This is a genomic window from Nostoc sp. ChiQUE02, from assembly GCF_034531305.2.
Lineage (GTDB): Bacteria > Cyanobacteriota > Cyanobacteriia > Cyanobacteriales > Nostocaceae > Nostoc.
This window is the reverse complement of sequence record NZ_JAVRBN020000010.1, coordinates 181,960-208,952: the sequence shown is the minus strand read 5'-3', so window position 1 is coordinate 208,952 and position 26,993 is coordinate 181,960. Positions and strand designations below refer to the sequence as shown.

Here is a 26,993-nt window from a genome sequence, read left to right as displayed (position 1 = left end):
TGGAACAGCCTAAAACTTTGTTAAAATCAGCAACACACAAACTATGAACTCTACCACCGAAAAACGTATCGCCTTGATTTCCGTCCACGGAGACCCGGCGATTGAAATAGGGAAAGAAGAAGCTGGGGGACAAAATGTTTATGTGCGCCACGTAGGTGAAGCACTAGCGCAGCTAGGATGGCAAGTTGATATGTTTACCCGCAAGGTGAGTCTGGAGCAAGACTCGATTGTTGAACATAGCGACAATTGTCGAACTATTCGTTTAAAAGCTGGCCCCCTTGAGTTTGTGCCGCGAGATGAAATTTTTGAATATCTGCCAGAATTTGTGGATAATTTCCTTAAATTTCAAGTAAAAAACGATGTTACATACGAGTTAGTTCATACTAACTATTGGCTCTCTAGTTGGGTGGGGATGGAGTTAAAGAAAATCCAAAAGAGTAAACAGGTTCACACCTACCACTCTTTAGGAGCAGTCAAGTACAACACTATAGAAGATATTCCTCTGATTGCTAGTCAGCGATTAGCAGTGGAAAAAGAAGTGTTGGAAAAAGCAGAGCGAATTGTAGCGACAAGTCCGCAAGAACAGCAACACATGCGATCGCTAGTTTCCACAAAAGGCAATATCGACATCATTCCCTGCGGTACAGATATTCAGCGGTTTGGTTCGATTGCACGAGAAGCAGCCAGGGCTGAATTAGGAATTGACAAAGATGCCAAAGTTGTATTATACGTAGGACGTTTTGATCCACGCAAAGGGATAGAAACCTTAGTGCGGGCAGTAAATCAGTCTGGGCTACGCGACTCCAAGAATCTCCAGCTAATTATTGGTGGTGGTAGTACTCCAGGTAACAGCGACGGAATTGAGCGCGATCGCATTGAGCAAATCGTCAACGAATTGGGGATGAGTGACTTTACCACTTTTGCCGGTCGTCTGAGTCAAGATATTTTGCCAACTTATTACGCAGCTGCTGATGTTTGCGTTGTTCCCAGTCATTACGAACCCTTTGGACTCGTAGCGATCGAAGCGATGGCAAGCGGTACACCAGTTGTGGCTAGTGATGTCGGTGGACTTCAGTTTACTGTAGTTAATGAAGAAACTGGTTTATTGGCTCCACCGCAAGATGTAGATGCCTTTGCAGCTGCTATTGACCGAATTCTCTTAAGTCCAGAATGGCGAGATGAATTGGGTAAAGCTGGTAGAAAGCGCGTCGAAACTAAGTTTAGCTGGGATGGTGTCGCAAATCAACTGAGTGAACTTTACACCCAACTGTTGCAGCCACAAACAGTAGCGTCAACAGCAAAAGAACTAGTACACTCAACCGCCGAACTAGTGCAATCAACAACAAAAGAACTAGTACACTCAACCACAGAACTAGTGCAGTCAGCAGCAAAAAAGCCAGTTTTAGCTGCTAAATAATGCTTTTGCATAACAGATAATGGTGAGTGAGTAACTCGGATAAAATTTTGGGTTTAACCCTCACAGAATTCAGGAGTCAGGAGCCAGAATTTAGAATTGAATTGTGTGAGAGTGGTGGATAGGGCAGTGTTAACGAGTCAGCGAGCTTCTGAATAAAGCGCTTTAAGTCTCCCACGAGAGTGATTCTGACTACTGAATTCTTCTTCAAGTTTGGCAGCGATCGCTAGAGCTTGGAAAACTCGACACCAAAAACAAACTGTATAAAAAACTAACTTATTACTTAAACGCAGAAGCTTATCTTATGATAATTTCTGTGTTTTTTTATTCGCAGCTATCACCAAACCAAGTAACCGCTATGATAGTTGAGGTCTGTTATGCTTTAACTAAACAAAAATAAAAGCATAGCGATCGCTACCATTTGAATGTTAACAAGTAATCGCTTTGCAACCAGTTGACTTTACCACTCTCACAGCTGCTTGTAGCGAAATCCGCGCTAACTGGCTACCATCACGCTTAGAACAGGTTTACCAGCGCGATCGCTACACGATTGCTATGGCATTACGCACCCTGAAACAGCGAGATTGGCTACAGATTTCTTGGCATCCCCAAGCTGCACATATTTGTATCGGCGATCCGCCACCGCGATCGCCAGATACTTTTACCTTTAGCCAACAACTGATACACCAATTGAGTGGTTTAGCACTGGTAGCTATTGAAGCGATCGCCCCTTGGGAGCGTGTTATTGATTTGCAATTTGCCCGTCGTCCTGGAGAAAGCGCCCTATATCATGTCTATGCAGAAATCATGGGCAAGTATAGCAACGTCATTCTCACCGACGCTAACAATATAATTATCACCGCCGCCCATCAAGTCAGTCAGCAACAATCTAGTGTCCGTCCCATCCAAACCGGACAACCTTATGAAACACCACCGAAACTGACTGGGACTGTCCCCAATTTGGGCGAATCTCAAGAACGTTGGCAAGAACGGGTAAGTTTAGTGCCAGGAGCAATCAAGCGGCAATTGCTCAAAAGTTATAGTGGTTTGAGTGCAGCACTACTAGAGTTAATGCTGTTAGAAGCAAATATCGCACCAGAAACATCCACCGATACTCTCAACCCCGACGACTGGCGACGGCTATTTGAGCGTTGGCAAGAATGGCTGCAAGCCCTAGATTCCAAAGAATTTCAACCTGCTTGGACAAAAGATGGTTACACCGTAATGGGTTGGGGTGCAGTTGAAAAGGTCAAAAATATCCAGGAGTTACTTAACCGCTATTACAGTAACCAAATTGACCAACAGCTATTTTCCCAATTGCACCATCAGTTGAGTCAGAAATTGAATAATATTCTGGCGAAATTACGCAATAAAGCTCAAACCTTTCAGACGCGCTTGCAGCAATCAGATCGAGCCGATGAGTATCGGCAAAAAGCTGATTTATTGATGGCTCATTTGCAAAACTGGGAACCGGGGATGAAGGAAATTATCCTTGCTGATTTTGATACAAATTTGCCAGTTGCGATCGCTCTCCAGCCAGATAAAAATGCCGTCCAAAATGCCCAAAGTCTTTACAAGCAGCACCAAAAGCTGAAACGCGCTCGTGCTGCCGTGGAACCGCTACTATTGGAAGTACAGACAGAAATTGAGTATTTAGAACAAGTAGAAGCTGCGATCGGCCAAATAGATAACTACCAAACAGCAGAAGATTTGCGAGCTTTAGAAGAAATCCGCGAAGAGTTAATTGGCCAAAAGTATCTGGAAGATCCAGAATACCGCAGCCGCAGTGCCAATGAACCCCCCAGCACCAACTTTCATCGTTACCTTACCCCCAGTGGCTTTGAAGTATTAATCGGTCGCAACAATCGCCAGAATGACCAATTAACCTTTCGTGTAGCTGGGGATTATGACCTATGGTTCCACGCTCAAGAAATTCCAGGAAGCCATGTGCTACTACGTCTAGAACCGGGTGCTGTTGCCGAAGAAGCTGATTTGCAATTTGTAGCTAATCTTGCCGCTTATTACAGTCGCGCCCGTCAGAGCGAACAAGTACCAGTAGTTTACACTCAGCCAAAACACGTCTACAAACCCAAAGGAGCAAAACCGGGAATTGCCATTTACAAGCAGGAAACCATACTTTGGGGAAAACCACAATTAAAATAATTCGTAATTACTCTCCTCATTCCCAATACTGTTCGGTTAAGGCAAGAGACGCGATGAATCGCCGTCTCTACAATAATCAATCGTTTTGTAGAGACGGCGATTTATCGCATCTTGGTGATCTAAAATTGTCATCAACCAAACCGTATTGCCCTCATTCCGGTAAACCATCTACTCGCATCAAATCCAATTCGCGTTCAAATATTTCATCAATTGGCAACATTTGACCATCGACAGTCATAAATTTATGGTCTTTTGTTGCCCGAATTATTGAACCATCTTCCAAGCAATATTCAAACACCTCTTGTTGTCCGCGATCGTGCCACTGTGCCACAGGTTGCGTGTAAATATTTCCATGATTATCAACGCTGTACACACTGCATTCAATACCTTTTTCGACAATTTCTCCAATCGGCATTAATCCATATTCTACTGTCAATATTTCCGTGTCATAGCTTAAACAATATTCTGCAAACTTCAACATTTGCTCAAATAATTCATCCGCAACTTTTTTCTGAACGCCATTTTTCGCTGCGCCATCTACAAATTTTTCTCGCTGCTTTTGCATCTCAGAAACTTTCTTTTTACCCATTGCCCGACGCAGCAAGTCAGCTTGTCCTAAAGAATATCCAGCCATATCCTGAGCAATTTTCATGATTTGCTCTTGATAGACCATAATTCCATAAGTTTCGTCTAATATTGGTTCCAGAACTTGGTGTTGATAATCAATCTTTTCTCGACCATGTTTGCGGTTAATAAATTTAGGAATCAGTCCCGCATCTAATGGTCCCGGTCGATAAAGTGCCAAAATAGAAGAAATATCTTCTATATTAGAAGGCTTCAAATCTCGCACAATCTGACGCATCCCAGAAGATTCTAATTGAAATATCCCTTCTAACTCACCTGCTTCTAATAATTCATAAGTTTTTTGGACATCTTTTGGTAGACTGCTATGTTCGCCTTTAGCTAATATCCTTTGGGCTTTTCTTTCTTGGCGGGGAATTTCATCAGGATCAACCCGATATCCTCTCGTTTCTTGAATCAAATCAACGGTCTTTTGAATCAGCGTCAGGTTCCGTAAACCCAGAAAATCCATTTTCAACAAACCCATTGATTCCAGGTCTTCCATGAAATACTGGGTAATTACTGAACCGTCATTATTCTTCTGTAACGGCACAATTTCATCAAGTGGATCGGCGGAAATTACTACACCCGCCGCATGAACACCAAAAGTTTTGTTAGTTCCTTCAATTCGCATCGCCATATCAAGCCAATGGCGAACATGGGGTTCTTTATCATATTTCTCTTTAAACTCTGGTTCTGGAGTTTTATCGGAAACCATCACCTTGAGTTTCGTTGGTTTCCCCCGCACCACAGGAATTAATTTCGCCATTTTGTCAGCTTCCCCGTAGGGAATATTTAATACTCTGGCGACATCTTTCAAAACTGCTTTAGAAGTTAGACGGTTAAAAGTAATAATTTGGGCAACTCTATCTGCACCATATTTCTCAGTTACATATTCAATAACTTTATCCCGTTGTTCAATACAGAAATCTGTATCAATATCAGGCATAGATTTCCGTTCTGGATTCAAGAAGCGCTCGAATAGTAACCCATGATGTACAGGATCAATATTAGTAATTCGCATCGCATAAGCAACTAATGAACCAGCCGCCGAACCGCGACCTGGTCCCACAGGAATATTATTATCTCTAGCAAATTTGATGTAGTCCCATACAACTAAAAAGTACTTGGAAAAACCCATCTGCTGAATCATTTTCAGTTCGTATTCCAATCTTTCTTTATAGACGGAATCGACTTCCTGACGAGATTTACGATTTAACCGTTCTAAAAGTCCTTGCCATGCAACATCTTCGGCATAAGTGTCAGCAGTATGACCGGAAGGAATGGGAGGTGTAGGAATCTGAGGCTCACCCATAATATGGTAAGGCTCGACTTTATCGGCGACTTCTTCAGTAGTAGCGATCGCTTCTGCAATCACATCATCCGGCAAATGGTCACGAAATAGCTGCCGCATCTCCTCACCAGACTTGAGATACTCTGTGCCGCTATAACGCATCCGTTTATCTTCAATAATTAGCTTGCCAGTTTGAATACATAGCAAAGCATCGTGGGCTTCAACGTCAAAACAAGAAATAAAATGCGAATCATTGGTAGCAACAATTTTAATCCCTAGCTCCCGCGCAATTTTGACAATTTCAACATTGACAATTCGGTCTTCTTGGGAGCCGTGGTCTTGAATTTCTAAATAATAATCATCACCAAATACATCTTTATACCACTGAGCAACTTTTCTGGCTGCATCTGGTCTATTACTAAGAATCGCTTGGGGAACCTCTCCACCTAGACAAGCACTGGTGACAATCAAGCCTTCATGATATTCTTTTAATAAATCTTTATTAATACAAGGACGAGAAAAAATTCCTTTGCCTTGAACACCTTGGAGGTGAGAAATTGTGGTTAATTTGACTAAATTTTTGTAACCTTTGGTATTTTTAGCTAAAACTACTTGATGATATTTGGGGCGGCGTTCTTGTTTCTCAATATCGCCGTTAATTACATACATTTCATTGCCGATAATCGGCTTAATATTTTGACTACGGCAGATTTTGATCAGTTCAACGGCTCCATACATGACACCATGATCGGTAAGGGCGATCGCTTTCATTCCCAGTGCGATCGCTTGATCCACCAACTCTGGTAGCTGACTTGCCCCATCGAGCAGACTGTAGTCACTATGAATATGTAAAGGGACAAAGGACATAAGCGTCTCCAACCACAAGCCAAGATATCTCTAGGGGCCTACCTTGTGGTATACCCTTTCGAGCTAGATTTTGCAAAGCAACGGAATCTTAGATTAACAGTTTTTAACTAAAATTAAAGCTGTTCTTTTTCCGAAATTGTCACTGTCATCAGTGTTGTTTTAATAGTTACAGCAGTTAATCAGCATCTAACTAATGAGTCAAAAAGAGAGTACTACTTCGCCTGAAACCAAAGCTCGCCCTTGGTGGCAGCGTATCCCTCTCACATTGCAAATTCTCATCGCCCTAGTAGCCGCAGTCAGCGTTGGAATTGCCCTTGGTGCGGGGAATCCCAATCCCAGCAATGCCACCTTAATCAACAATTTAGCAATTCCGGCTGAATTGGTGCTAAAGGCTCTCCGCGCCTTGGCTACGCCGCTGATTCTGGTAGCGGTGCTGCATACGTTAATGACTACGAATATCCCCGGTACAGCCGGACGGCGACTGGCAGTGCTACTTTTAACTAACACTACCGTAGCTATTTTAGTGGGACTTTTCGTAGCGAATGTGTTGCGTCCGGGAACTTGGGGCAATGTAGCCACCTCAACAAGTACAGAAATAACTGCTCAGAGTCTTGACCCTTGGGGAATACTCAAAGATGCTGTCCCGGAAGCTGTCCTCAAGCCATTAGTTGATAATAATGTCATCCAACTGATTGTAATTGCCCTAAGTTTTGGCATCGTCCTGCGGGGATTAAAATCTGAACAAATCGCCCAAGGGAAGAACGGATACCAGCCAATTGAGGATGTCATCGGAATTTTATTTGAAGCGGTAGTCCGTGTCCTCAACTGGGTAATTGCCTTAGTGCCTTTCGCCGTTTTTGGGATTGTTGCTAAAACAGTTGCTATGCAAGGATTTGCACCGTTTAAATCTTTGGGTGCATTTATCCTGGCGGTGCTGTTAGCACTGGCATTACAGGCGTGCTATTACCTCACCAGAGTAAAATTTGGTTCTTGGGTACCCCCGCTAAAATTCCTAGCTGGCGGTTCTGATGCCTTTTTGACAGCTTTCTCGACTTCTTCCTCTGCGGCGGCAATGCCCATAACCTTTGAGGTTTTGCAAACAAAAGTTGGTTTAAGGGAATCTTCTGCTGCCTTGGGGGCATTAGTCGGGGCAAATTTCAACAATGATGGCACTGCCCTCTATGAAGCAATGTCTGCGTTGTACATTTCCCAACTAATTGGGCAACATCTGAGTCTGGGACAGCAGTTAATTGTCATCCTTACCTCAATTTTTGCATCGGTAGGTGCGGCAAATATTCCCAATGCTGGACTGGTAACGATGACACTGGTGTTCACTTCTGTAGGCTTACCTACCCAGTACATTGCTTTGCTAGTTACCATAGACTGGTTTCTAGATCGCTGCCGCACCGCGATTAATGTCATGGGAGATATGACTGTGAGTGCTTTACTTGACGGCAAAAAGCCTCGTTCTGTAGACGAGGCTTAGTTTGACGGCTTTTCAGGTAGCTAATGCTGTTGAGGCCCTTTGGCATCACATTCTTTAGCCCAGCAGCGTTCTAAAAGTCGAAGCCGCCAGATCAATGCAAAGCGTTGGGGATTTAATACTAATTTAGTATCACGACTAAATAAAGGCTGGTTCAGATACTGCCAAAGGGGAAATTGAATTTTGGTGTGTTTTGGAGTCATAAGAACAACAAATATTATAAATGTTTAGCGGCCATAGTTGGCATTTTGTCTAGCAATTGCCTAATACTGTTTTTCTAGTTAAAGACTACACTGTGTTTTTGCAATTGTCCTGGTGGCAATTGCGGAATTTCACCAAGTGAATTAATGTTGTTTCCGCTTTAATACTGAAATTGCACCCACCATTTTTCTGATTCCACATCTTGTGAAAAGCATGTAGAGACGCGAAATTTTGCGTCTCTACATAGATTAATGCTAGGTTAATTGTCTTAGCCCAACTGTAATGAAACAGGACTTAGGCAATTAATAAGTCCTGTTTCAGAAGACTTGCGATTTTGTTACTAAAGGGCTAGTTATTAGGTGGGACTTCCAACTAAAAAAATATCCTATTGCTGTGGAGGCAGGGGGACTCGGGGCCCCCTTTGGGGATAGGGGGAAGAGGGAGCAGGGAGCAGGGGGAGAAAGAAAAATCTTATCTGAGTAAATTTGGATAATTTATTTTCTGGAAGTCCCTAATGTTGATTCCTCTTAATTTTGAATTGGTTCTCATCCCACCGTTATCACCCGCCGAATTTCGTCGCTGCGAAATCCGATCGCCATTGGACGACGTACGCCCAAAAGTGCTACTACGTCGTACAATTCCAGCACCACTCCTTCTATTCGCAGGGAATGGACAATATCGCCGCTTCTCAAGTCAATCACTAGTAACCCACAGCGAGGCTCAACGTTTTTCTGGTGCAATTTCTCGTCCAAAGCCAAGCCGCTGAAGGTTTTGTTATGCCTGGGTTGGGAAATTCCGACTACTGCAAAGTTGCCATAAAATACACAACCGCGCAGATATCCTGGACAGAAGGCGACTGGTTCAAATACTCCCCGCTTTAAGTCGGCAAAGCCAAACTCGCCCGTACCTGAGTTGAGCAGCCAGAGTTTTTGCTGATGCCAGCGTGGGGAATGGGGCATAGACAGCCCCTGCAACACGATTTCATTGCTTTCTACATCAATGACACAGCCCCCATTTCCCCGATGCTCCCGCCAGCCTTCTGCTACGTCCGATTGGCTGACAGCAGTAACGTATTTGGGTTTTTCTTGCTGCATTGCCAACCCATTCAGGTGACATCTATCTTCTGCCGCTAGTTTGCTGATAAAAGTTGGCTGCCATAAAGGAACGAAACTGTGGGTTTCGCTAACTGTTCCCAAACAACTAAATAAAGTATTGACAAATAATAATTTTTGTGGATTTAAATCTTTATCTTCTGCTTTACTTAAAGCGATATCGTGAATATCCAAATCTCCCGTCACATAACTCACCTGGGGCAAATAGAGAGCATCGTAGCCTTGGTGGCTTTGTCCAGGTTGGATGATATTTTCAAATCGCCACAGTTGGTACAGGGAACTCATGTAGAGGCTGTTGCCATTGGCATATAACCCCATACAGCGCTCAAAGCTACGTTCAAATACAGATAATTTGCCGTTTGGTTGCAAGCCAATGAAGAATAACTTCCCCGCTTGATAGGTACTGAAGGATAAACTGAGGTTTTGCTCATACAGCCAAGCGGTAAACTGGCGAGAAGCATTGATTTCTAGAGATGGTTTATCAGTGTTGTTGTCATTGGAATTCACTTAGCTTAGACTCCTTGATAACTCTGGTGTTTAGGCGATAAAAATTTCGCCGCAGGGCAGAAACAACCTTAGACTCAATGTTCCTACTGTTGGACGTCGGCTGCACTGAGCGATCGCTCTCAATACAGTTCATAGTCAGTGGTTCTTTATTTCAGAAATTTACCAGAGTAGTGTCGGAGTGCCTTTAAAACAAGAGATGGTTTTGTAATACAAAAATATATTGTGTATAATCTAAAACTTAAAAATCTCGAACAACTGTCTAAAGATAGATCAACTCGTAGATAACTGAAATTTCCGGCATTGCAGAGAAAGCTGGATGATTTGGGACTTCCAACTAAAAAATATCCTATCGCTGTGTAGGCAGGGGGCAGGGGAGAAAGAAAAATATTATCTGAGTAAATTGGATAATTTATTTTCTGAAAGTCCCTTTAGCAACTTCCAAAATTCTCCCCTGCTCCCTCTGCCTCGCCTGCCTCAAGAGCTTGCACTAATTCATCCCACTGTTCTGCAACGCCAAATTTCTTTGGGCGTACTCTACATATCGACCAATACGCTTGGGTTAAGAGTTATTGGTGTAGATGATTAGTCTTTAGAGACGCGATAAATCGCGTCTCTACATCAGGATTTTGTTGCTCATTCTGAACTGTATTGGCATATAGACAAAAAAACTGGGACGGGCAAGATACCCATCCCACAAGAAAAAAAGAATTTTGTCATAAAACGCCTTGACTATATTTAAGCTCAGGCAGTTTCGCTAGGTTAAATTTCTCATTGTCTAATAATGAGTGCCGGTTTTGCGATGGTTGATGGCAGTAACAGCATCAGGCTTGAGTAATTTACCTTCATCCACAGTTGCATACACAACCCAATGGTCGCCACATTCCAGGCGTTGATTGACTGAGCATTCCAAATATGCTAGAGCGTCGGTGAGGACAGTACAACCGTTATCTGCAACTGCTGTACTAAAGTTGGCAAATCGGTCTTCCCCAGGCGCAAAAGATTTACGGAAATGCTTCATGTAGTCTTGATGATTGCCTTCAGGTAGGATATTTAAGGCAAACTTACCGCCTGGATACATCAAAGATTCGATCGCTCGGTCTTTGGCGATCGCAACACTTATTCCAGGTGGGTTGAAGGTAGCTTGAGAAACCCAAGCGCCTAACATTGCGGTAGACACTTCTCCAAGTTTCGCTGTGATTACGCATACAGAACCAACAATGCGACCAACAGCCTGTTCCACTGGAGTAGCGGCTTGTTGTGGTACGCGTACCTTTTTAGCCTTTTTCAGTGTTTGGGCAAAGTCTGTGCCTAGTTCTTCACAGAATTTGAGAGTGACATCATCAGGTTTAAACTTGACCTTCAATGTGTCAAAGCCAAAGCGGTATCCAGAATCCCGGAGTTTACCTTCGATTAGGTCAAATGCTTCACCACTCCAGCCATAAGAACCAAAGACTCCAGCGAGTTTGCTGTTGTCACCGCTTGAGATCACAATCCCTAAAGCAGTATGAATGGGAGTTGGCGCATGACCACCGATGGTAGGAGAACCGATGATAAAACCCTCTGACTGTGCGAGGTTAATGCGAATTTCATCAGGAGTGGCAAATTCGCAGTTAATTGATTTGACTGCGACTCCACCTTTAGTTAATCCCAGAGCGATCGCTTGTGCTAAAGTCGCCGTATTCCCGTAAGCTGAAGCGTAAAGTAGGGCAACAGAAATCTCGCGATCGTTGTGAGAACGGCTCCACTCTCCATAAGCTTTGGTAAGTTCAATTAAGCTGGTGCGTACCAAGGGCCCGTGACCCACAGCATACATTCTCACCTGCAAATCTGATATTTTCTCCAAAGCTGCTTGCACATGAGGAGTTTGGGGAGCCATCAGGCAGTTAAAGTAGTAACGCTGGTCTTCTTTAAGCGCTTCCCAGTTATCATCAAACACTTCATCACCACAGAGATGAGTTGCAAATAACTTATCTGTGTAGAGAATTTGGGTTTGCTGATCGTAGGTACAAAGTCCTTCTGGCCAACGTGGACTAGGAGTGGGGAAGAATTTCAAAACATGACCCTTGCCTAAATCCAGAGTTTCTTTCCCCCGCATCACCAAAACTTTCAGATCCTGGTCTAGGAAAGCAGCACGCAAATTGTTCGCACCGGGAAGAGAACAGACAAAAGTTACCTGTGGTGCCAGTTCTAAAATTGCTTTGAGGGTTGCAACTCGATTGGGGCTAAAATGACCTAGGATTATATAATCCAAACTTTGCAAATCTAAAGTCTGCCGCAATGCCTCTAAATAAATTTCGGTAAAGCTTTCTGGTGGTGGATCAATAAGTGCGGTTTTATCAGCTTCAATTAAATAGCAATTGGAGGTAGTACCTCTTTCAAGTGCGTATTCAATTTCAAACCGCAGACGTGACCAACTACGTGCTCTTAGGGCCTTAGTATTTGTAGCAATTGGTAGAACTTGTACGTCGCGTGGCTTGGAATTGGTCATAGCTGTTGGGTTAAAGTTGGGGAAATATCTGAAAAAACCGGACAACGGACAGGGGATAGAAAAGAAAACTATCCCCTATCCCCTATTTTGTGCTACCTCTTTCTTAGTAGTAATTACCTACTTTGCGATGGCGAACGGCTGTGAGTCCATCGTTTTTGGAGACACGGCCTTCTTGGACGGTGCAGTATAAAATCCAGTGGTCGCTGCATTCCATGCTGCTCTGTATTTCACATTCCATGTATGCCAAAGCATCAGTTAGAATCGGAGAACCGTTTTTTGCTGTTTGAGTTTTCACTCCTGCAAAGCGGTCAGCACCTGGATGCAAACGCTTGAGAAAGTGCTTTTTCAATTCTTGATAATTGCCTTCTTCCAAAACGTTGAGGACGAAGCGATCGCCAACTTGCATTAAGGAATCAATGGCGCGGTCTTTCGCAACGGCAATTGTCAATCCTAAGGGTTGCAAACTCGCTTGCGTTACCCAAGATGCCAGCATTGCACTTGAGGCATTATCTTTTTTAGTAGTGACTATATATAGTCCACTGCTAATCCGACCTAATGCCTTTTCCATGTTGACATCAAGGGACTTGATTTGCTTGATGTTGCGATCGCGCACTAGCAATTGTCCCAAGTCTTTACCTGCTTCTTCACACAACTGGAATGTGGATGCAGTGGGAGCCTCTTTAATCCGAATCGCTGGAAAGGCTTCTTTGATGCCAGAGTCAAGAAATTTTCTGCGGAGTGTATCAATGGGTTCATCATCCCCACCGTAACATTCAAACAGCCCAACAAATTGCTTGTTCTTGGCGACAGCTAGCACCGAACTGATACTAGCTTGGGCTGCGGCGGCGGTAGTTGGGGGCATACCGATAATAATGCCTGCTGCTCTCCCGGCTAGTTCTTGAATTTCTTGGCTCTCAGCAGTACTCAGATCCAGTACTTCTACACCAACCCCAGTTTTTAGTATACCTTCGGCAATTGCATGACCAAGGCGCTCACCATATCCGTAATCTGAGACAAAAAACAAGCCAACTGTGGTTTCTGCTTTAGCTTGTCTTTGGCTCCAATTTTCGTAGCACCCGGTTAGAACATCTAAATGGTGGTATAATAAGGGACCATGACCGTTGGCGATAATATTAATCTTTCCTAGTTCACCCATACGCTTCATTGCATTCAGCAGCGAACGAGCGTTAGGACCCATCAAGCAGTCGTAGTAAAATCTAAAGTCAGCTTCGATCGCTTCTAAATCTTCGTCGAAGGTGCGATCGTCACAAAAGTGCATCCCAAAAGCATCACAGGTGTAAAGAATTTGGGTTTTGCGGTCAAAGCTAAAGATTGTATCCGGCCAGTGCAGGTTAGGCGCACTCACGAATTCCATTTCGTGTCCTTTGCCGATATCTATGCGATCGCCACTTTTGACGATTCGCTTAGAAAAAGGATCGTGTACTAAGCCTTCCAAAAACTGAAGCGCAACTTTTGAGGCTAAAACGGTAGCTCTAGGAGCTAACTGAAGAACATCTTCCACCAACCCGCTATGGTCTGGCTCTGTGTGGCTGACAATTATGTAATCAATTGTTTTGGGGTTGACAAGACCTTTTAGAGTCTCTAAATACAGGTGACGAAACTTCTGGTGAGAAGTATCAATCAAAACTGTTTGTTCACCCCTAATTAGATATGAATTGTAGGTTGTACCGTTTTGAAGTCCGAATTCTATATCGAAGCGATCGCGATCCCAATCAAGAGAGCGAATCGCCGTTGTGTTAGGGGCAATTTCTACAGTTTGTATAGTTAGCCGATGTTGAACGTTCTCTGCGTTGGCCTTGCCGGTCGTAGACATCGCTACCATTATTCGTCTCCGAGCGCAAATTAACAGGTTTTTCTTCTGCCCCCATTCTCTCTATTATTTTTTGTTTAAGTTGTAATGAACATCAGTTTTTGAAAAATTTAACTTGTATCAATTATTGCTGTTTTTTAGCATGAAATATGTCTCAAGAAATATACCAAATATTAATTGATTCTTAATAAGTTACTGAGTAGTTAATTTTTCTATTTATTTGGATTTTTCCTGATTCAAAAATATCACATTTATCATATTATTTAATCAGAAAAAACTAAACTTTGGAAAGTTTATTATGCATCTATTACTGTTAAAGTAACCTTTGTTTTGAAAATTAAGTATGAGTGCTAAGGACATACCAGGATCTACAACAAGAGCCTATATATAATTGTTATACACAATATTGAGCGATCGCAAAATTAATGTATTTTAATAATATTCTTAAAATAAGAGATTTAGATTTTATTTATAAAAATCTATTTTACCCCAGATACTATATGATTACTTAATACAGTTTATTTAAGGCTAAAACTCTTTGCCAAAGCCAATTTTTTGAAGAAACCATATTCGCCCAGTGTCTCGTAAATAAGAATACGAAGAGAACAAATCAATGCTTAACTGAACTGTATTGTTTTATAACTAAGTAGAAAAGTAGGAAAGGTAGGAAAGGTAGGAAAGGTAGGAAAGGTAAGATAAATTTTTTCTGCTTTTTCAATCTACATAAAATAAGCTACGAAAACTTTTTCTGAATGGGTATTGAATAGTTTTTACCTCAACTAAGAATCTTGTTACCTAAAATATAAATTTTATGTAAAGTCGAGAATATAAATAGTTTTTGGTAAATATTCAAAGCAAGTTTTCAGATACGAGTTGAATCAAAAGGTACTAAGCTTGTATATCTTTTTTTGCTCATTCAAATGGAAATTTACATAAAAATGTTTTTTAAAGTTTCGATAAATCTCCGTAACCATACAAATCATCTAAGAAAATTAATGATACAGTCCTTTATTATTGACTTTAGATATTAATCAGAACGACGCCAACAAATTCTTATTTTCATAGCTATAAGCTACAGCTATAGGCTATCTAATAGATTTGCCTATATAGGCAAATGGTGTAATTTCTGATGTGCCTAACTTTTTAGAAAATCCATTGTGATAAATTGCAAACTTTGATAGTGTTCTCAGTCCAATACTTCTTGCGTAGCAGCTTTCTAGACGCCGGCATTCTTAATACTTGTATATCAGCTTTTAAGTGTGTTTTTAAATACTTAATAAATTAGGTAAATAGGCGTGAAGAGACATAAAAATAGCAAAAATTGACTGTGTAAAAGGTTATTGTTTATGGGATGCCGATTAAAAGTTTTTCTAACTGAAGAAGAAAAGCTGACTTTAGAAGAGTTAAGAAAAGCCAAAGATGTTCCACAACGTACCAAGGATCGTGCTCAAGTCTTACTGCTGAATACTCGCGGCTTAAAAAATGAGCAAATTGCTAAAGGCTTGAACTGGGCGATTTCAACAGTACGTCAAACCCTTCATCGCTGGGAAAAAATGGGTTTAGCTGGCCTGTGGGATGCTCCTGGCCGAGGGGGAAAACCCCGATATTCAGAATCAGATTTGCTATATCTAGAAAATTGTTTAGCTCAAGAGCCACAGACTTATAACTCTAAACAATTAGCAAAAAAACTGGCATCTGAACGTCAAGTAAACTTGAGCGCAGATCGATTACGACGGGTACTCAAAAAAAGGGGAAGAAGATTTGGAAGCGCAAGCAACCCCAGGAACAGAATAGTTAGCTGAATGAGAAGTATTGATTGTTCATTGACAATAACTCATAAAACAAAATCCACCTAAACACTAAACTGTTTGGTGGACTTGTTATTTATTCTTAGTGGATCCGAGCAGAGTCGAACTGCTGTCCAAATTGGGTATTGACCCCCCGCTCATTCACAGGTTTAGCCTTTCTGATCCTCAAGGCGGGAATCGTTCATTATCCCGAACGTAGGATGCTCTGATTTAATCTTAGCTAACAAGCCAACCAGAGAACGCTTGCTAGAGCATCCGTTGGGGTTTGGTCTTCAGTCTTTAACGGAGTCAAACTAAAGACGCTCGAACCTATAAGAGGTGTTTTAGGCTGCTACTAGAGCATCCTTACGAGCAAAGTTAACGATGTTATTCGCATTTACTTTTTGTTTGAGCCTTTGATTTCCGAGAGGAGACTCACTCTCGACCTGAATCACAGAGCAGCGTTCGCCAACCTGTCGAAACCGTGACGGACCCATGCACTTCATACTTCAATTATAGTACGCAGTTTTTAAAATGTGTTATTGGGCAAAAATTTTTCTGTATTGAGAGGGTCTGTATGCAGTTAATGTTATTTAGTGAAAAATCTCCAAAGACTAACTAAAAATAGCCAATTGCTAATCTTAAAATAGTTAGCAATTGGCTATATATTACAACGCACTACAAATAAATAATTAGCTATACCCTAAGTTAGTGCTTCAGCACCACCTACAACCTCAAGGAGTTCTTGGGTAATAGCAGCTTGTCGGGCTTTGTTGTAAGACAGGGTGAGGGTGTTAATCAGTTCACCAGCATTTTCACTGGCATTACTCATGGCTGTCATCCGCGCAGCTAGTTCACTAGCTGCCGATTCTTGCAGCGCCCGCAATAGCTGGTTACTCAAATACAGGGGCAACAGAGAATCAAGAATCTGCACTGGATCTTGCTCGAAAATCATATCAGGAGCCAACGGGCGGACTTGGTTAGTCACTTTCTCCCGTTCGACTTGAAATTGACCGCCACGGGTTGTCAAGCGGAAGATTTCGTCATCACTTGCTTCTAGACCTTGCGGATCGAGGGGCAGTAAGGTTTGCACCACAGGACGGGAGCTAACCAAGGAGACGAATCTGGTATAGATTAATTCGATGCGGTCAACTTCTTCGGAAAGAAACAAGGAAAGTAGTTGGTCGGCAATCTGATTGGCTTCCGCTGCAGTGGGGATTTGCTCTAATCCGCTGTAAGTAGCATCAATGGGCTGATCGCGGCGTTGAAAGTACTGTGTAGATTTGCGTCCGACTAACACAAATTGATAGTTTAAACCTTCTGCCTTGATTTCTTTGGCGCGGTTTTCTGCACGACGGATAACGTTATTATTGTAGCCGCCGCATAGACCGCGATCGCCAGAGATTACCAACAGTCCTACTGATTTAACTTGCCGTTTTCTCAGTAGTGGTAGGTTTGCTTCTTCAAAGCGCAGACGGCTTTGCAAACCATACAATACTTGTGCCAAGCGATCGGCAAAGGGGCGAGTTGCTAGCACTTGTTCTTGCGCCCGACGCACTCTAGCCGCAGCTACTAAGCGCATGGCTTCTGTGATTTTTTTGGTGTTTTTGACCGACTGAATGCGATCGCGTATTGCTTTTAGATTGGCCATATTTTTAAGTCTTGAGTCCTTAGTCAATAGTCAACAGTCAACAGTCAATAGCCATTAAGTTATTTACTAATGACTAATGACTAATGACTAATGACTAATTACGCTGCTGCTTTGAAGGTCTTCTTGTATTCGGTGAGTGCTTCCTTCAAGGCAGCTTCTTCTGCGTCACCTAGTGCTTTGGAGGCTTGTACTCCTTGGGCATACTGGGTTTTACCAGTCTTTAAGTACTCCCGCAGACCTTTGGTGAAGGTGGTTACTTGATTTACAGGCACATCATCCAAGTAACCGTTGATACCAGCATACAAAATTGCTACTTGCTCGTATACCGAAAGTGGCGAATTTTGTGGCTGCTTGAGGAGTTCGCGTAACCGTTGACCCCGTGCCAACTGGTCTTGAGTGGCTTTATCTAAGTCAGAAGCAAATTGTGCGAAGGCTTGCAGGTCGTCAAATTGGGCTAGTTCCAATTTAATCTTACCGGCAACTTTTTTCATTGCCTTGGTTTGCGCCGCAGAACCCACGCGGGATACAGAAATACCGGGGTTCACAGCGGGACGGATACCAGCGTTGAACAAGTCAGAAGACAGGAATATCTGACCATCGGTAATGGAAATTACGTTTGTGGGGATGTATGCTGAAACGTCACCAGCTTGGGTTTCGATAATTGGTAGGGCGGTCATACTGCCTTTACCTAATTCATCACTCAGCTTTGCTGCTCTTTCTAACAAGCGGGAGTGAATGTAGAATACATCTCCAGGGTAAGCTTCGCGTCCGGGTGGACGACGTAGCAGTAGAGACATTTGGCGGTAAGCTTGGGCTTGCTTGGAGAGGTCATCGTAAATTACCAGGGTAGCTTTGCCTTTGTACATAAAGTACTCAGCAATAGTTGCGCCTGTGTAAGGAGCTAGGTATTGTAGGGTTGCTGGTTCACTGGCACTAGCTGCGACGACGACAGTGTAATCCATCGCGCCTTTTTCTTGCAATGTCTGCACCACGTTAGCAACTGTGGAAGCTTTTTGACCGATCGCAACGTATACACAAACTACATCTTCTTCTTTTTGGTTGATGATTGTGTCGATCGCGATCGCAGTTTTACCGGTTTGGCGGTCACCAATAATCAATTCCCGCTGACCACGACCGATAGGAATCATTGAGTCAATAGCTGTGATCCCCGTTTGCATGGGTTCGTGTACAGATCGACGAGCAATAATACCGGGTGCTGGAGATTCAATCAAACGGCTTTCTGAGGACTTGATGTCTCCCTTTCCATCGATGGGACGACCCAAAGCGTCTACAACTCTTCCAATTAAGGCTTCTCCCACGGGTACTTGGGCAATTCTACCAGTAGCGGTTACAGAACTACCTTCTTGAATTTCCAGCCCTTCACCCATGAGCACCGCGCCCACGTTGTCTTCTTCCAAGTTTTGGGCGATGCCAATTGTGCCATCTTCAAATTCCAAAAGTTCCCCAGACATAGCCTTTTCCAGACCATAAATCCGGGCAATACCGTCACCTACTTGTAGGACGGTACCAACGTTAGCAACTTTGACTTCTTGGTCGTATTGCTCGATTTGTTGTTGGATGATGCTGCTAATTTCGTCAGGTCTAATTGATATGCTCATGTGTCTATCTTTTTTGCTTTCGAGACGGAAAAATTAATTCAGTTAGGAGTTAAGAGTTAAAAATGCAAAAAATACAAGTTAAAAGTCAAAATAAATTACTATTTACTTAACTCCTAACTGCTAACTCCTGTACAGACGCGATTAATCGCGTCTCTCTAACTCCTAACTTTCTAACTATTAGTTAAGCGCAATGAAAGGCGGCGCAACTGACCCCGAATACTGGCATCAATTACCTGCGAGCCTACTTTAATGATCACACCACCAATTAAATCGCTGTCTACCTTGGTTTCTAGTTCTACCTGGCGAGCATTTGTGATGGCAATGACCTTTTGGATGATTGCCTGCTGTTGAGCTTCTGTGAGGGGAACGGCTGAAACAACTTCCGCTAATACGGTTTGATTCAGCTGCCGCAACAGCGCCAGATATTGTTGAAAAATTGATTCCAAGAATGCAATGCGGCGTTTATCTACCAGTACCAGCAAAAAATTGCGTAAGTAGGGATTAGCGCCTTCACCGAGTATTTGTTTGATGAGAGCTTTTTTGTTCTCAGACTGAATAAACGGGTTGCTGAAGAAGTTGTGTAGCTGTTTGTCCGTTCTGAGCAGTCCCAGAAAAGTCCGCGCATCTTCTCCGAACTCTTCTGTCAAATTTTTCGATTGCGCTATTGACAAAAGTGCCTGTGCGTAGGGTTGGGCTACTTCGGCTGTTGCTACCTGACTTGTCATACATTGCCTCCCAGTTGTGCGATGCTACGGTCAATTAAACTTTGTTGAGCATCGTCGGCAATCCCGCCTTTGAGTTGCGATTCGACTTTTTGCAATGCTAGTGTAGCAACTCGTTGCCGCAGTTGAGCGATCGCTCGCTCTGTTTCGGTGTTTAAATCTGCTGCTGCTGTTTGTTTCAAGCGTTCTACGTCTTGCGCTGCCTTCGCTAACAAGGCTTCTTTCGCTTTTTGGGCGTTTTCTTGGGCAGATTGGCGGATGCGTTGTGCCTCTGCCTGAGATTGCTTCAACTGCTCTTGCGCTTGGGAAAGGGCAGTCTTTGCCTCTTTTAAGCGCCCTTCTGCTTCCTGAATTGCGGTGGCAATATTGGATTGTCGCTCGTTCAGGATATTGCTTAAAACTTTACGTCCGAAGTAGAATAGTATGCCAACCAGAATCGCTAGATTGATCAGATTGGTTTCAAAAATGTCTAGGTTTAGACCGAAACCACCTTCTGCTGCGCCTTCTGCCAATTCAGAGTGAACAGCGTTCGCTTCTGCGGCAAGTAATAAGAATGTCCCCATGATACCCATTTACAAGTGCGCTGCTCGCTTGCTAATACGTTGTATTTTCCTGAAGGGAAATTAAGTATCTTTCCCCACAGGGGAAATTTAAGTATCTTTTCCCCGTAAGGAAATTAAGTATCTTTCCCCAGAAGGGGAAAAAGTGCCTTTTTTTGACACTTAATTAAGCGCTCTGGACTAGGGGCCAGTTGCGCGTATGCTTTCACAGAACCAGTCTAGTTAGCTTATCTAACTGGAGTTGGCCCCAATAGTTTTTCTAGAATCTGCCTGCTTAGAGCATCAACTTGTTGCTCTAAGGTACTAAAAGCTTCCTGCTTTTGTTGTTCTATTTCAACAGAAGCTTGTTCTCGTTGAGTCTGAGCTTCCTTTTGGGCCTCAGCGATTTTCTCAGCAGTAATTTTTTTAGCTTCCAGTTGAGCTGCCTCTACAGTCGCTTGCGATTGTCTGCGAGCGTCTGCGAGTTGCTGTTCATACTCAGTAGCCAAGCGCTCGGCTTTAGCCAAGCTCTCCCGCGCCTCAAGGGTATTCGTTCGGATATAACTATCGCGATCGTCTAGTACCTTGGTCAGTGGCTTATAGAAAATTGCATTCAACAAGGCTGCCAATAGCAGGAATTGCAATGCCATGAAGGGCAAGGTAGCATCGAAATCAAACATTTGTCTCCTCTTTGGCTGGAGTAGCAGTTTTCATGGCTAGCAACGTCATCCAACCTTTCATATTTTAGAGACCCATAGCCAACAAGGGTCAACTGAACATTAGAAATATTACGATACCCAAAATATTTTGGATTGTAGAGGCGTGATGGTTCACGTCTCCACACTCGCAAAAATTTTCAGGTATTAACCGAAGGGGTTAGCAAACAGTAATACCAGGGCAATTACTAGACCATAGATAGTCAAGGATTCCATGAATGCCAAGGTTAATAGCAGAGTACCGCGAATTTTTCCTTCTGCTTCAGGTTGACGAGCAATACCTTCTACTGCTTGTCCAGCAGCATTTCCTTGACCAATACCAGGGCCAATTGCAGCTAAACCAATCGCTAAAGCAGCAGCGAGAACTGAAGCAGCCTGAACTAATGGATCCATGTTGATTTTCCTTGCTTTGATTACAAAACTAACAAAAGTACGTTAACGATTAGAAACGTGGTTTTCACGCTGCACATGAGTTCTTTGATCGCGCTTTGCGATGTTTTGAGCGAAAATGCTCTTGGAACTGTGCTATCAACTGAGAAGTTTAATGCTCCTCATGTTCTTCTCCACCATGCCCCTCCATTGCCTCATGAATGTATGCTCCGGCTAGGGTGGCAAAAACCAGGGCTTGAATGGCACTGGTAAATAAACCCAAGGCCATTACAGGCAGAGGTACAAATAGAGGAACTAGCAGCACCAACACCGCTACTACCAATTCATCCGCCAAAATATTACCAAATAGACGGAAGCTTAGGGAGAGGGGCTTGGTGAAATCTTCGAGAATTGCGATCGGCAACAAAACAGGTGTTGGCTCTATATATTTCTTAAAGTAGCCTAAACCCCGTTTGCTAAAACCTGCGTAAAAGTACGCCAAGGAGGTCAGCAATGCCAATGCAACAGTCGTATTGATGTCATTGGTGGGAGCTGCCAATTCGCCCGAAGGTAGCTTGATGAGCTTCCAGGGAATTAGCGCACCTGACCAGTTCGATACGAAAATAAACAAGAACAATGTGCCAATAAATGGCACCCAAGGGCGGTACTCTTTCTCACCAAGTTGGTTTTTTGCCAGATCGCGAATAAATTCTAGGGCGTATTCCATCAAATTCTGGATGCCCTTGGGAATTCTTTGTGCGTTGCGAGTAGCAGCTATTGAAGCCACTACTAGAATGCTAATCACAAACCATGAGGTTAGAAAAACTTGCCCATGAATTTTAAGATTGCCCAACTGCCAGTAGAAATGATGACCTACTTCTAATTCGGCGAGGGGAAAAGAATTAAAGGCGTTTAAGACACTAAGCATTTGCATTCTTCAAGCATTTTCCCCAACGAGCGAGGATGGGATTACTATCTTTGTGAGCCTGACTTTTTAAGAATCAGGAATGAACGCAATTTGCACCATATAGACGAGGAGCGTGGCTTTGTAAGTTAGAAATCCCAAAAAAATGGGCAAAATCTGTAGCTCACGCCATTGAGTTGCCACGATCATCACTCCAATAAACAGAGCAAAACGAGTTTTGCTCAGACTGGTTTTCTCACTACCGAGCTGCTCAACGTCTCTAGCCAACATTTTTAAGTAAACCACACCTGTACACGCCCCAATTAAATAATTGAGGGCAATGTTTAAGGAATAAAAAATCCACACAGAGATAAAAATAACCCCCGTCAAGACAAGCGTGATTACCAATAATCGCTGGAAGAGTTGATAGAACTCTTGCATGGAGTTACCTGATTCTGTGTCTTCAGAACCAGTTTTAGCATCTTGTTGCGTTGTCGGAGTGGGCGCAATTGATTCGTCTGACAAGCTCACGGGACTTGAAACCAGTACAGCTAAATATGATGACTGCACATTCAGTCAGCTGAATCATATCACGATGCGGTAACAATACTTTAGGAAAAAACAATTAACTTCTTGTCAACCTTAGCAAGTAAGTATCGACAGACTAAAGCCCATGACAAGTTTACCAAGTCCGTCGATGCGGACTTGGTGAAAAAGTAAAGTTTTATAGCTTGTTAAGCTACGGCTTGTTACATTTAGGGACTTTCAAATAAAGAAAGCTCTAACTATAACTCTTGTGGGCTGGGTTTTTAGCTCGCCCAGTACATAGGACAAGGGTCTCACCCGTCCAAAGTAAGCTGAAGGCAGGCAAGATGCCCGCCCCACAAGAGTTTTGGGTTGAATATATCTCTCGATTAAATTATCTTGGCAGTCCGCAAACCGAACAGCAAACCTACAGATAAGCCAAAGAATAAACCCAAAAAGACGACATAAGCTACAATTGCAAACATTTATTTCTCTCCAGAATACTTCCTAAATCTATTCAATCATTAGTTGTTGGGCATTGGGCATTCGGCATGGGGCATTGGTTATTAATTCTCCGCTGCTCCCTCTGCTTCCCCTGCTTCCCCTGCTCCCTCATCTCCCCACTCCCAGATTGCGATACAATACAGCCCACGAGCGCTTGTTTGGGGTTGGGCAATGACTTCTGTAATTAATGTAAATTTACCAGAGCAGTCTTATGAGATTGCAATCACACCTTCGAGTTTAGATCATCTGGGTCAACAGATGGCAGGTCTCAAGCTAGGCAAGAAGGTACTGCTGGTTTCTAATCCGACAATTTTTAAGCATTTTGGCGAAAGAGCGATCGCATCCCTAACATCTGCTGGATTTGAAGTTGCTAGCTGCACATTACCACCTGGTGAACGCTACAAAACCCTCAATTCTATCCAAAAACTCTACGATATCGCCTTGGAAAACCGCCTAGAACGTACTTCTACTATGGTGGCTTTGGGGGGAGGTGTGATTGGCGATATGACTGGCTTTGCGGCTGCAACTTGGTTGCGCGGTATTAATGTTGTCCAAGTACCTACCTCTCTGTTGGCAATGGTAGATTCAGCAATTGGTGGCAAAACTGGCGTGAATCATCCCCACGGTAAAAACTTAATCGGGGCATTCCATCAACCGCGCTTAGTTTTGATTGACCCAGATGTGTTAAAAACTCTACCTATGCGTGAGTTTCGGGCGGGAATGGCAGAAGTTATTAAGTACGGTGTGATTTGGGATGCTGAATTGTTTGCTCAGTTGGAAGCAAGTAAACGCCTCGACCAACTCCGCTATGTAAAACCTGACCTGATACACAGTATATTAATGCGCTCTTGTCAAGCTAAGGCTGACGTTGTTGGTAAAGATGAAAAAGAAGGTGGATTACGGGCGATTCTCAACTATGGACATACCATCGGTCATGCAGTGGAAAGTTTGACTGGTTATCGTTTAGTAAATCACGGTGAAGCGGTAGCCATTGGTATGGTAGCAGCCGGTCAAATTGCTGTGGATTTGGGACTGTGGCAAAAGGAAGACACAGAACGTCAAAATGCTTTAATTCAAAAAACGGGTTTACCGACTCAATTACCATCTGGGGTAGATATTGAAGCAATTATTGAAGCCTTGCAGTTAGATAAGAAAGTCAAAGCAGGGAAAGTGCGATTTGTTTTGCCAACGGAGATTGGTGTAGTGACAGTTACTGATGAGGTGCCATCAGATATTATTCGGCAAGTATTGCGGGGAATGTAAATAATTTGAAGAATTCAGTAGTCAAAATTCAGAATAAAAATTAGTTGCTCTGTTCTTCAATTACGAATTATTTAGTCATGATACTCCAAGCAAAGAATCAATTAACCTTGCAAGAGTTCCTAAATCTTCCACTAGGTGAGGGAGATATAACTTATGAGCTAGTCGATGGTCAAGCAAGTCCTAAGATGGCACCAAAAAAATTCCACTCTAAACTTACCCGTACCCTTCTCAATTTGATTGACCAATGCTGTGAGGGAAAAGGAGAAGTTTGCCCAGAATTAGCTGTCCAACTAACCCGTCGAGGGCAAGATTGGATGCCAATTCCAGATATTTTATATATTTCTAATGAACGTTTACCCCCTGATTGGAATCAAGAAGGAGCATGTTCTGTACCTCCTGATTTGGTGATTGAGATTATTTCGCCAGGACAAACCTTTGGACAAATGGCGGCTAAAGCCAAAGACTATTTAGATGCTAAGGTGCTGCGGGTGTGGATATTAGATAGTAAAGCGAGAAGCATTACTGTTTTTTATCCAGATGCAGCACCACAAACTTATATGGGAGAAGAATTACTCACAGATTCTTTATTTGAGGGACTGGAATTTACTGTTGAGCAGGTATTTCAAAAGGCGAAAATACCATTAGATACCCAATAGCAAACTGTTTCCATCTAGCACAATTCACTTCCTCTCAATATCCATCGAAATTTCAAGTAGTGAAAGTTTGCCTACATTTAACTAATTGTTCAGAGCAACTTGTCTTGTTAATTGAGATAGTAGCTGGATTTACGTCGTGCTGTACTAGTAGTTTAGTTGATTAATTCACCCATTTGTGGGAGGTAATTAGCAAGCCAATAAGTGTATTTTGGTTATCATCAGACCAATACAAGATGGTTTGAACCAGCATTCACGCAACAGATGTATCAACCATGCTGAACCTGATATTCACTGGATGTATAAAAATAAAACCCTTGGTAGTTTCAACAGCTTTTTTCCTAGCTGTACAGACTTCTGCCAATGCTGAACAAGCCTTTCCTAGTTTGACTCCAGCACAAGCTCAACATTTATCTCGTGACTTGGTTCCATATAATTCTCAAGACTTTTTTAGACAAGGAAAAGATTCCATTGAGAGAGAAATTCAAATTCTTAGGCAAAGGCAACTGCGCTCAATTAAACCTGTTCTTAAGATTGATTCAGTACCACAGATCAAAAGACCAAATACCCAGCAAAAAAGCCAATATCTTATCTAAGTAAGAATCATCATCCTTTTATGAGACTTTAGATCGCTACTTCTTTTACGTGTTAATTCTTGAGCTGTAGAACATAAGCTACACCCCCAGGTATCACAATCACTACGCTCTGCTTTTCAACAACAGAGTTTTTGTGTCTTAAATAAACCTTGCAACATGAATTTACAATCTTAATCGTCTAGCAAACTCATCAACGCTTGAATCTCAACGTCTTGAGGCTCTGACAATTGATGCTGTAATTCTAATAATTCATTCTGTAATGCTTCTGCTACATAGAGCATATTAGATTCTTGGGCAATTTTTAGCTGATTTTCTTTAATTTTGATTTGTTTAAGCAAGTTATTTTCAACATGAATTGAACTGTAATGTTGAGCAATCATAGCTTTACATTTCTTATCAATCTATGGAGTACGATTGAATTTACCACCTATATATTATTCCACAGTTTTATCATTTTTTAAATATCTGTTGATTTAATCTTCTGACTCGTAGTGTTTACCGGTATGGCGTTTCTTCTTGCCTGAGTAGTTCAGTTTGTATTTTTTGGAGTCTTTGAGGCATTAAATCGATCTATTCTCACAAAGAGCGAATGTTTAACGAGAAATCCTCAGACAAGAAAACTGCATAGTTTTTTCCACAGTTCGATTCCCAATAATTTGGGGATATTGCCTTAATAAACTGTGTCTAGGTTTTTGTAGGCTTTTACAAAAATGTAAATCATGATATAAGATTGGTTGACTTAAGACTAATTTTTAGATAACACACATTAACTTGTCTGTTACTTCGCCGAGTCTTGAAGATATGTTCAACAATTTTTTTGTGAAGGGTATGAACTTAAAGTCTATAAATAAAAACATTTTGAGCTTTGTAAAAATTATATCTACAGTGCTTATCACAAGCGCAATTGGTTTAGAATCGTGGAATATTTATGCAGTAATAACTGATAGTTATGTACCAAGCAGCCTTAATCCAATTTTTTGGATTGAGCGTTTTGCCATAACTAGCCATTTTATCGAAGGCATTATAGCAGCTTTTTATGCACCTTCAAGAAAAAAGATGCCAATAAAATATGCTACTTATACTTTTTTTGTAGGCACCATTGGGTTGTTAGAACTGTTTGATCGGGAGAATGACTATTGACGCTTCCACGTCTTGAAGGTGCGA

The 26,993-nt window shown here is 42.4% G+C and carries 22 protein-coding genes, 1 other RNA gene and 1 pseudogene; 8 read left to right on the top strand and 16 right to left on the bottom strand.

The features are described from left to right. Positions 1-43: 43 nt before the first annotated feature. Positions 44-1,279 (top strand): annotated as a pseudogene (locus RM347_RS13655) (glycosyltransferase family 4 protein); the annotation flags it as partial. Between the two features lie 579 nt (positions 1,280-1,858). After that, a complete protein-coding gene (locus RM347_RS13650; protein WP_322718641.1) occupies positions 1,859-3,577 on the top strand; it encodes an Rqc2 family fibronectin-binding protein in 1,719 nt (572 codons plus the stop codon). A gap of 151 nt (positions 3,578-3,728) precedes the next feature. Here RM347_RS13650 and RM347_RS13645 read toward each other — a convergent pair whose 3' ends face one another. Next, a complete protein-coding gene (locus RM347_RS13645) occupies positions 3,729-6,359 on the bottom strand; it encodes a DNA polymerase III subunit alpha (RefSeq protein WP_322718642.1) in 2,631 nt (876 codons plus the stop codon). 193 nt (positions 6,360-6,552) lie between these two features. Here RM347_RS13645 and RM347_RS13640 point away from each other — a divergent pair, with 193 nt between their 5' ends. Next, complete coding sequence (locus RM347_RS13640; RefSeq protein WP_322718643.1) at positions 6,553-7,845, top strand: dicarboxylate/amino acid:cation symporter; 1,293 nt, start codon at positions 6,553-6,555, stop codon at positions 7,843-7,845. Positions 7,846-7,865: 20 nt separating this feature from the next. On the opposite strand, the gene RM347_RS13635 is transcribed toward RM347_RS13640, so the two are convergent. From RM347_RS13635 to RM347_RS13620, 4 genes are all read right to left on the bottom strand, one after another. Then, positions 7,866-8,045, bottom strand: a complete 180-nt coding sequence (locus RM347_RS13635) for a hypothetical protein (protein WP_322718644.1) — start codon at positions 8,043-8,045, stop codon at positions 7,866-7,868. 543 nt (positions 8,046-8,588) lie between these two features. After that, positions 8,589-9,662 carry a TIGR03032 family protein gene (locus tag RM347_RS13630; RefSeq protein ID WP_322718645.1) on the bottom strand — a complete coding sequence of 358 codons (1,074 nt, stop codon included), beginning with the start codon at positions 9,660-9,662 and terminating at the stop codon, positions 8,589-8,591. A gap of 775 nt (positions 9,663-10,437) precedes the next feature. Then, positions 10,438-12,150 (bottom strand): diflavin flavoprotein, encoded by a 1,713-nt coding sequence (locus tag RM347_RS13625; protein ID WP_322718647.1) that lies wholly within the window; start codon positions 12,148-12,150, stop codon positions 10,438-10,440. Positions 12,151-12,253: 103 nt separating this feature from the next. Further along, positions 12,254-13,993 (bottom strand): diflavin flavoprotein, encoded by a 1,740-nt coding sequence (locus tag RM347_RS13620; protein ID WP_322718648.1) that lies wholly within the window; start codon positions 13,991-13,993, stop codon positions 12,254-12,256. Positions 13,994-15,327: 1,334 nt separating this feature from the next. Between RM347_RS13620 and RM347_RS13615 the strand changes: the two genes are divergently transcribed. Next, the gene (locus tag RM347_RS13615) at positions 15,328-15,783 is read left to right on the top strand and encodes a helix-turn-helix domain-containing protein (protein WP_322718649.1); all 456 of its coding nucleotides are present in this window, start codon (positions 15,328-15,330) and stop codon (positions 15,781-15,783) included. Between the two features lie 89 nt (positions 15,784-15,872). On the opposite strand, the gene ssrA is transcribed toward RM347_RS13615, so the two are convergent. The 10 genes from ssrA to petL form a co-directional block, all read right to left on the bottom strand. After that, positions 15,873-16,263: a transfer-messenger RNA gene (gene ssrA / locus RM347_RS13610) on the bottom strand. A gap of 208 nt (positions 16,264-16,471) precedes the next feature. Beyond that, positions 16,472-17,419, bottom strand: a complete 948-nt coding sequence (locus RM347_RS13605; protein ID WP_322718650.1) for a F0F1 ATP synthase subunit gamma — start codon at positions 17,417-17,419, stop codon at positions 16,472-16,474. A 98-nt stretch (positions 17,420-17,517) separates the two neighbouring features. Then, positions 17,518-19,038: a F0F1 ATP synthase subunit alpha gene (gene atpA / locus RM347_RS13600; RefSeq protein WP_322718651.1), complete on the bottom strand. Its 1,521-nt coding sequence runs from the start codon at positions 19,036-19,038 to the stop codon at positions 17,518-17,520. Between the two features lie 170 nt (positions 19,039-19,208). Then, on the bottom strand, positions 19,209-19,763 hold the full coding sequence (atpH, locus tag RM347_RS13595) for an ATP synthase F1 subunit delta (protein ID WP_322718652.1): 555 nt from the start codon (positions 19,761-19,763) through the stop codon (positions 19,209-19,211). Then, a complete protein-coding gene (locus tag RM347_RS13590) occupies positions 19,760-20,332 on the bottom strand; it encodes a F0F1 ATP synthase subunit B (protein WP_322718653.1) in 573 nt (190 codons plus the stop codon). The genes atpH and RM347_RS13590 overlap by 4 nt, the downstream gene beginning before the upstream one ends. A 215-nt stretch (positions 20,333-20,547) precedes the next feature. After that, positions 20,548-20,979 (bottom strand): F0F1 ATP synthase subunit B', encoded by a 432-nt coding sequence (locus RM347_RS13585; protein WP_322718654.1) that lies wholly within the window; start codon positions 20,977-20,979, stop codon positions 20,548-20,550. Between the two features lie 183 nt (positions 20,980-21,162). Beyond that, the gene (atpE, locus tag RM347_RS13580; RefSeq protein ID WP_012411162.1) at positions 21,163-21,408 is read right to left on the bottom strand and encodes an ATP synthase F0 subunit C; all 246 of its coding nucleotides are present in this window, start codon (positions 21,406-21,408) and stop codon (positions 21,163-21,165) included. Between the two features lie 148 nt (positions 21,409-21,556). Beyond that, positions 21,557-22,318: a F0F1 ATP synthase subunit A gene (gene atpB / locus RM347_RS13575; RefSeq protein WP_012411161.1), complete on the bottom strand. Its 762-nt coding sequence runs from the start codon at positions 22,316-22,318 to the stop codon at positions 21,557-21,559. Between the two features lie 60 nt (positions 22,319-22,378). Then, entirely contained in the window at positions 22,379-22,819 is a 441-nt protein-coding gene (locus tag RM347_RS13570; RefSeq protein WP_322718696.1) for an ATP synthase subunit I, read from the bottom strand. 383 nt (positions 22,820-23,202) lie between these two features. Beyond that, positions 23,203-23,298 carry a cytochrome b6-f complex subunit PetL gene (petL, locus tag RM347_RS13565; RefSeq protein WP_322718655.1) on the bottom strand — a complete coding sequence of 32 codons (96 nt, stop codon included), beginning with the start codon at positions 23,296-23,298 and terminating at the stop codon, positions 23,203-23,205. A gap of 190 nt (positions 23,299-23,488) precedes the next feature. On the opposite strand from petL, the gene aroB reads away from it, so the two are divergent. From aroB to RM347_RS13550, 3 genes are all read left to right on the top strand, one after another. Then, positions 23,489-24,580: a 3-dehydroquinate synthase gene (aroB, locus tag RM347_RS13560; protein ID WP_322718656.1), complete on the top strand. Its 1,092-nt coding sequence runs from the start codon at positions 23,489-23,491 to the stop codon at positions 24,578-24,580. 77 nt (positions 24,581-24,657) lie between these two features. After that, positions 24,658-25,236: a Uma2 family endonuclease gene (locus RM347_RS13555; protein WP_322718657.1), complete on the top strand. Its 579-nt coding sequence runs from the start codon at positions 24,658-24,660 to the stop codon at positions 25,234-25,236. A gap of 272 nt (positions 25,237-25,508) precedes the next feature. Further along, complete coding sequence (locus RM347_RS13550; protein ID WP_322718658.1) at positions 25,509-25,829, top strand: hypothetical protein; 321 nt, start codon at positions 25,509-25,511, stop codon at positions 25,827-25,829. Positions 25,830-25,999: 170 nt separating this feature from the next. Here the strand turns inward: RM347_RS13550 and RM347_RS13545 are convergent, their stop codons facing one another. After that, positions 26,000-26,209 (bottom strand): hypothetical protein, encoded by a 210-nt coding sequence (locus RM347_RS13545; RefSeq protein WP_322718659.1) that lies wholly within the window; start codon positions 26,207-26,209, stop codon positions 26,000-26,002. A gap of 448 nt (positions 26,210-26,657) precedes the next feature. Here RM347_RS13545 and RM347_RS13540 point away from each other — a divergent pair, with 448 nt between their 5' ends. Continuing rightward, complete coding sequence (locus tag RM347_RS13540; RefSeq protein ID WP_322718660.1) at positions 26,658-26,969, top strand: hypothetical protein; 312 nt, start codon at positions 26,658-26,660, stop codon at positions 26,967-26,969. The last annotated feature ends 24 nt before the right edge of the window (positions 26,970-26,993 follow it).

Excerpts from the sequence above, each read along its gene's own strand:
- RM347_RS13645 (WP_322718642.1), bottom strand. The coding sequence starts at position 6,359 with ATGTCCTTTGTCCCTTTACATATTCATAGTGACTACAGTCTGCTCGAT.
- RM347_RS13640 (WP_322718643.1), top strand. The coding sequence starts at position 6,553 with ATGAGTCAAAAAGAGAGTACTACTTCGCCTGAAACCAAAGCTCGCCCT.
- RM347_RS13635 (WP_322718644.1), bottom strand. The coding sequence starts at position 8,045 with ATGACTCCAAAACACACCAAAATTCAATTTCCCCTTTGGCAGTATCTG.
- RM347_RS13625 (WP_322718647.1), bottom strand. The coding sequence starts at position 12,150 with ATGACCAATTCCAAGCCACGCGACGTACAAGTTCTACCAATTGCTACA.
- RM347_RS13620 (WP_322718648.1), bottom strand. The coding sequence starts at position 13,993 with ATGGTAGCGATGTCTACGACCGGCAAGGCCAACGCAGAGAACGTTCAA.
- RM347_RS13615 (WP_322718649.1), top strand. The coding sequence starts at position 15,328 with ATGGGATGCCGATTAAAAGTTTTTCTAACTGAAGAAGAAAAGCTGACT.
- RM347_RS13605 (WP_322718650.1), bottom strand. The coding sequence starts at position 17,419 with ATGGCCAATCTAAAAGCAATACGCGATCGCATTCAGTCGGTCAAAAAC.
- atpA (WP_322718651.1), bottom strand. The coding sequence starts at position 19,038 with ATGAGCATATCAATTAGACCTGACGAAATTAGCAGCATCATCCAACAA.
- atpH (WP_322718652.1), bottom strand. The coding sequence starts at position 19,763 with ATGACAAGTCAGGTAGCAACAGCCGAAGTAGCCCAACCCTACGCACAG.
- RM347_RS13590 (WP_322718653.1), bottom strand. The coding sequence starts at position 20,332 with ATGGGTATCATGGGGACATTCTTATTACTTGCCGCAGAAGCGAACGCT.
- RM347_RS13585 (WP_322718654.1), bottom strand. The coding sequence starts at position 20,979 with ATGTTTGATTTCGATGCTACCTTGCCCTTCATGGCATTGCAATTCCTG.
- atpE (WP_012411162.1), bottom strand. The coding sequence starts at position 21,408 with ATGGATCCATTAGTTCAGGCTGCTTCAGTTCTCGCTGCTGCTTTAGCG.
- atpB (WP_012411161.1), bottom strand. The coding sequence starts at position 22,318 with ATGCAAATGCTTAGTGTCTTAAACGCCTTTAATTCTTTTCCCCTCGCC.
- petL (WP_322718655.1), bottom strand. The coding sequence starts at position 23,298 with ATGTTTGCAATTGTAGCTTATGTCGTCTTTTTGGGTTTATTCTTTGGC.
- aroB (WP_322718656.1), top strand. The coding sequence starts at position 23,489 with ATGACTTCTGTAATTAATGTAAATTTACCAGAGCAGTCTTATGAGATT.
- RM347_RS13555 (WP_322718657.1), top strand. The coding sequence starts at position 24,658 with ATGATACTCCAAGCAAAGAATCAATTAACCTTGCAAGAGTTCCTAAAT.
- RM347_RS13550 (WP_322718658.1), top strand. The coding sequence starts at position 25,509 with ATGCTGAACCTGATATTCACTGGATGTATAAAAATAAAACCCTTGGTA.
- RM347_RS13545 (WP_322718659.1), bottom strand. The coding sequence starts at position 26,209 with ATGATTGCTCAACATTACAGTTCAATTCATGTTGAAAATAACTTGCTT.
- RM347_RS13540 (WP_322718660.1), top strand. The coding sequence starts at position 26,658 with ATGAACTTAAAGTCTATAAATAAAAACATTTTGAGCTTTGTAAAAATT.